Annotated in this window: 1 protein-coding gene; it reads left to right on the forward strand. The window is 70.9% G+C overall.

The genetic code is table 11. The features are described 5' to 3' along the window. The coding region (locus ABD793_RS42425; protein ID WP_425548860.1) for a type I polyketide synthase at nucleotides 1-6,486 on the forward strand (6,486 nt) is incomplete at both ends.

Here is a 6,486-nt window from a genome sequence, read left to right on the forward strand (position 1 = left end):
GGTCGTTGCGGCGTGATGACGGTGGTTTGCGGCGGTTGCTGACGTCGATGGCCGAGTTGTTCGTGCGTGGTGTACCGGTGGACTGGTCCGGGGTGCTGCCGCCGTCCAGGCGGGTCGACCTGCCGACGTATTCGTTTGACCACCAGCACTACTGGCTTCAGATGGGCGAGTCGGCGACCGACGCGGTGTCGCTGGGCTTGGCCGGCGCCGATCATCCACTGCTCGGTGCGGTCGTGCCGCTGCCACAGTCGGACGGGCTGGTCTTCACCTCGCGGTTGTCGCTGCAGTCGCATCCCTGGCTGGCCGGGCACGCGATCGGTGGCGTCGTGCTCATTCCCGGCACGGTGTACGTCGATCTCGCCGTGCGAGCCGGCGACGAGCTGGGCTTCGGTGTGCTCGAAGAGCTCGTGATCGAGGCGCCGCTGGTGCTGGCCGAGCGTGGCGGGGTTCGCGTGCAGGTCGCGGTGAGCGGGCCGAGCGAAACCGGCCTGCGCACTGTGGATGTGTTCTCCCTGCGGGAGGACGTGGATGGGGCCGGCGAGTGGACGCGGCACGCCACCGGACTACTGGCGGCTTCGTCGGAGACCCGGGAAACGAACCACGAATTCGACTTCGCCGCGTGGCCGCCTGCCGGTGCGCAGCCGGTCGGCATCGAGAACTTCTACGCCGACCTGACCGAACGCGGATACGCCTACGGTGGCCCGTTCCAGGGCATGCGGGCGGTCTGGCGGCGTGGCAGCGGGGCCGCCGCCGAGGTCTTCGCCGAGGTCGCGCTTCCCGAGGAGAACCGGGAAGACGCCGGAAAGTTCGGCATTCATCCGGCATTGCTGGATGCCGCACTGCACACGAACGCTTTCGCCAACCCGGACGACGACCGCAATGTGCTGCCGTTCGCGTGGAACGGACTGGTGCTGCACGCCGTGGGTGCCTCGGCGTTGCGGGTCCGGGTCGCGCCTGCCGGTCCGGACGCGCTGTCGTTCCAGGCTGCCGACGAGACCGGTGGCCTGGTCGTGACGATGGACTCGCTGGTCTCCCGCGAGGTTTCCACCGAGCAGTTGGAGACCGCGGCGGGCGAAGACCGTGACTCGCTGTTCGAGGTGGAGTGGGTCGAGCTGTCCACGGCCGAGGTGGTGTCTGCACCGTCGTGGACATCGGTGGCCACTGCGGACGACGTGGCGGCTGTGGCCGACCGGGTCGCGGTTCTGGAAGCTTTCGGCGGGTCATCAGCGCCGCTGGCACTGACCAGCCGGGTGCTGGAAGTCGTGCAGGCGTGGCTCGGTGCCGGGGTGGCGGAATCGCGGCTGGTGGTGGTGACCCGCGGTGCGGTCCCGGCCGGCGACGGCGTGGTGACCGACCCGGCCGCGGCGGCGGTGTGGGGATTGCTGCGGGCCGCACAGGCGGAAAACCCCGGCCGGATCGTCCTGGTGGATACCGACACCGGGGCGGTGCCGTCGTTGCTCGGTGCGGTGCTCGCCAGTGGTGAGCCGCAGATCGCGGTGCGGGGAACGACTTTCTCCGCACCCCGATTGGTCCGCGCGACCGGCCGGGTGCCGGACGAGCCCGCGGTGTTCAGTCCGGAAGGGACGGTCCTGATCACCGGCGGCACGGGGTCGCTGGGCGCGCTGGTCGCCCGGCACCTGGTGACCGGGCACGGGGTCCGGCGGCTCGTACTGGCCAGCCGCCGTGGCCAGGCTGCCGAAGGCGCGGCCGAACTGGTCGCCGAGCTGACCGAACAGGGTGCCGACGTCTCGGTGGTGGCCTGCGACGTCTCGGACCGGGACCAGGTGGCGGCTCTGCTGGCCGAGCATCCCCCGACCGGGGTGGTGCACATGGCGGGGTTGCTGGACGACGGCGTGATCGGGACGTTGACGCGAGAGCGGTTGGCCGGCGTGTTCGCGCCGAAGGTGGACGCGGTGCGGCACCTCGACGAGCTGACCAGCGACCTCGACCTCGATGCGTTCGTCGTGTTCTCGTCCGCAGCCGCACTCATGGGCTCGGCAGGCCAGGGCAACTACGCGGCGGCGAACGCCTTCCTGGACGGGCTGATGGCCAAGCGCCGGGCAGCGGGCCTGCCGGGGGTGTCGCTGGCGTGGGGTCTGTGGGAGCAGGCCGACGGTCTGACCGCGAATCTCGCCGCCGTCGACCAGGCACGGATGAGCCGCGGCGGCGTGCTGCCGATGACGCCCGAAGAGGGCCTGGACATCTTCGACTTCGGCGTGCAGACCGACCGGGCACTGCTCGTGCCGATCAAGCTGGACCTGCGGACGTTGCGCACTCAGGCCACTGCAGGCGGGGAAGTCCCGCACCTGCTGCGTGGCCTGGTCCGGGCAAGCCGGCGCGTGGCACGCACGGCTGCGGCCGGCAGCGGCGGGGTGGTCCAGCGGCTCGCCGGCCTGTCGGAGGAGGAACAGGACAGCCTGCTGCTGGGCATCATCCAGGCCGAGGCAGTCGCGGTGCTTGGCTTCAGCGGTCCCGAGCTGGCGCAGGGCACCCGCGGGTTCAGCGACATCGGGTTCGATTCGCTGACCGCGGTCGAGCTGCGGAACCGGCTGAGCGCGGCGACCGGCGTCAAGCTGCCCGCCACGCTGGTCTTCGACTATCCGACGCCGGTGGCACTGGCTCGGCACCTGCGTGACGAGCTGGGCGCCACGGTGGCGGGCACCCCCGCCACCGTCGCGGCGTCCGCGGTGGATCCCGACGAGCCGATCGCGATCGTCGGGATGGCGTGCCGGTTGCCGGGCGGCGTGCTGGGGCCCGAGGACCTGTGGCGGCTGGTGTCCGAGGGCAGGGACGGGATGTCGGCCTTCCCGGACGACCGCGGCTGGGACCTGGCGAGCCTGTTCGATTCGGACCCGGATCGACCGGGCACCTCCGCCACCCGTCAAGGCGGGTTCCTGCACGAGGCGGGACTTTTCGACCCGGGGTTCTTCGGGATTTCGCCGCGCGAAGCACTGGCGATGGACCCGCAGCAGCGGTTGCTGCTGGAAGCCTCCTGGGAAGCGCTGGAGCGAGCGGGCATCGACCCGACCAAGGCGCGGGGCGAGGACGTCGGCGTCTTTTCCGGTGTCTCCATCCACGACTACCTCGAGTCGCTGAGCAACATGCCCGCGGAACTCGAAGGCTTCGTCACCACCGCCACCGCGGGAAGTGTGGCGTCCGGGCGGGTGTCCTACACCTTCGGCTTCGAGGGGCCCGCGGTCACCGTGGACACGGCTTGTTCGTCGTCGCTGGTGGCGATTCACCTTGCCGCGCAAGCACTCCGACAGGGCGAGTGCTCGATGGCGCTGGCCGGTGGCGTCGCGGTGATGGGTTCGCCGATCGGCGTCGTCGGCATGTCGCGGCAGCGCGGGATGGCCGAGGACGGGCAGGTCAAGGCATTCGCCGACGGTGCGGACGGCACCGTGCTGTCCGAGGGCGTCGGCATCGTGGTCCTCGAACGGCTCTCCGTGGCACGGGAACGCGGGCACCAGGTGCTCGCGGTGGTCCGCGGCAGTGCGGTGAACCAGGACGGTGCGTCGAACGGCCTGACCGCGCCGAACGGCCCCGCACAGCAGCGGGTGATCCGCAGTGCGTTGGCCGGTGCCGGATTGGCACCGTCCGATGTGGACGTCGTGGAAGGGCACGGGACCGGGACGGCGCTGGGTGATCCGATCGAGGCACAGGCGTTGCTGGCCACCTACGGGAAGGGCCGCGATCCGCAGGAGCCGTTGTGGCTCGGTTCGTTGAAGTCGAACCTCGGGCACACGCAGGCGGCCGCCGGCGTGTCGGCGGTGATCAAGATGATCCAGGCGTTGCGGCACGACGTCCTGCCGCCGACGCTGCACGTGCAGGAGCCCACGAAACAGGTGGACTGGTCGGCGGGTGCGGTCGAGCTGCTGACCGAACCCCGCGAGTGGACGCGGAACGGGCGTCCGCGCCGGGCCGGCGTGTCCTCCTTCGGCATCAGCGGAACCAATGCGCACCTGATCATCGAGGAGGCGCCCGCCGAAGACGTGCGGGTCGTCGCGGAAGAGAACCTGCCCGACGGTGTGGTGCCGCTGGTGGTGTCCGCGCGCAGCGCCGGTTCACTGGTGGGACAAGCCGAGCGGCTGGCGGAGTTCCTCGAAGGTGCGCAGTCGTTGACCCGCGTGGCGGACGCCTTGCTGTCGACCCGTGCGGTGCTGGGCGACCGCGCCGTGGTGGTGGCCGGGTCGGTCGAGGAAGCCAAGGCCGGGCTCGGTGCGCTGGCGCGCGGCGAGAGTGCCGCCGGTCTGGTGACCGGCCGAGAGGGCGTGCCGGGCAAGCTCGTCTGGGTGTTCCCCGGACAGGGGACGCAGTGGGTCGGGATGGGCCGGGAGCTGCTGGACTCCTCGCCGGTTTTCGCCGAGCGGATCGAGGAGTGCGCGGCTGCACTGCGGCCGTGGGTCGATTGGTCCCTTGTGGACGTTCTGCGTGGTGAGACCGACCCGGAGCTGATGGACCGGGTCGACGTGCTTCAGCCCGCCAGTTTCGCCGTGATGGTCGGTCTCGCGGCCGTGTGGGCCTCGGTGGGCGTCGTGCCGGACGCGGTGCTCGGCCATTCACAGGGCGAGATCGCCGCGGCCTGCGTTGCGGGTGCACTGTCGCTTGAGGACGCGGCCAAGGTGGTCGCGGTCCGCAGCCAGGCGATCGTGGCGGAGCTGTCCGGCCGCGGGGGAATGGCCTCGGTCGCGCTGAGCCACGACGATGCGGTTGCCCGATTGGCGCCGTGGGACGGCCGTCTCGAGGTCGCCGCGGTCAACGGCCCGTCCTCGGTGGTGATCGCCGGAGACGCCGAAGCACTGGCCGAGGCGGTGGAAGCACTCTCCGCCCGTCGGGTGGCGGTGGACTATGCGTCGCACACGCGGCACGTGGAGGACATCCGAGACACCCTCGCCGGGACGCTGTCCGGGATCACGGCTCAGGCACCGGTGGTGCCGTTCTATTCGACCGTCACCGGCGAGCGGATTTCCGGCGCCGGGGTCGTCGATGGCGAGTACTGGTACCGGAACCTGCGTCAACAGGTGCGGTTCAGCCCCGCCGTCGCCGACCTGCTCGCGCAGGGGCACGGGGTGTTCGTCGAGGTCAGCGCGCATCCGGTGCTGGTGCAGCCGATCACCGAGGTGGTGGACGGCACCGAGGTAGACGCAGTGGTGACCGGGTCGTTGCGCCGCGAGGACGGTGGCCTGCGACGGCTGATGACCTCGATGGCGGAGCTGTTCGTCCGCGGTGTCGCGCTCGACTGGAGCGGACTGCTCCCACCGTCGTCCGGCACGGTGGAGCTGCCGACCTACGCCTTCGACCACCAGCACTACTGGCTCCAGCCGGCGGTCACCGCGGATGCGCAGTCGCTGGGGCTGGCCGGTGCCGGTCACCCGCTGCTGGGCGCGGTCGTGCCGCTGCCGCAGTCCGACGGCCTGGTGTTCACCTCGCGTCTGTCGGTGCGGACGCATCCGTGGCTGGCCGAGCACACGGTCGGCGGTGTTGTGGTCGTCCCGAGTGCCGCTCTGGTGGAACTGGCCGTGCGAGCCGGTGACGAGGCCGGGTGCTCGGTCCTGGACGACCTGGTCATCGAGTCCCCGCTGGTACTGCCGGAGCACGGTGGCATGCGGGTGCAGATCGCGCTGGGCGGACCCGGCGAGAAGGGGTCGCGCACGGTCGAGATCTACTCGGTGCGCGAGGGCGACGGCGAAGTGTGGACGCGACACGCCACCGGGCATCTTTCGGCTGCGCTTGCCACGCACGACCGATTCGACTTCACCGCCTGGCCGCCGCCCGGCGCGCGAAAGGTCGACGTGGATGGTTTCTATGGCGACCTTGCCGAGCGCGGTTATGCGTACGGGCCGGGGTTCCAGGGCGTACGGGCAGTGTGGCGGCGCGGCAGTGGTGACCGAGCGGAGCTTTTCGCCGAGGTCGCGCTGCCTGAGGAACAGGCTGGTGAAGCGGGCAGGTTCGGCATCCACCCAGCGTTGCTGGACTCGGCGCTGCACCCGGCTTTGCGGAACGACGGGGCAGACGAGCGGCAACCGCTGGACTGGCACGGCCTGGTGCTGCACGCCGCGGGCGCGTCGGCGCTGCGGGTGCGGCTGGTGCCCGGCGAGTCCGGTGCGGTGTCCATGGACGCTGCGGACGAGACCGGTTCCCCGGTCGTGACGGTGGATTCGCTGGTGTTCCGCGCGGTGTCTGTCGAGCAGCCGGACACGGCCCGCACCGACGCACTGTTCCAAGTGGACTGGACCGAGCTTTCCACCGCGGTGGACGCTCCCGAACCGTCGTGGGTCGCGGTGGCTACCGCGGACGATATTGCTGCGCTGGCCGAGGATGCGCCTGAGGCGGCGGTGCTGGATGCGGTCGGTGACGAGTCGCCGTTGGCGTTGACGTCGCGGGTGTTGGACGTGGTGCAGTGTTGGTTGGCGGGTGTTGGGTTGGAGGGGTCGCTGTTGGTGGTGGTGACTCGGGGTGCGGTGGGTGCTGGTGGTGGTGTGGTGG

The sequence above is a fragment of the Amycolatopsis ultiminotia genome (assembly GCF_039536925.1).
GTDB classification, from domain to species: Bacteria; Actinomycetota; Actinomycetes; order Mycobacteriales; family Pseudonocardiaceae; genus Amycolatopsis; species Amycolatopsis ultiminotia.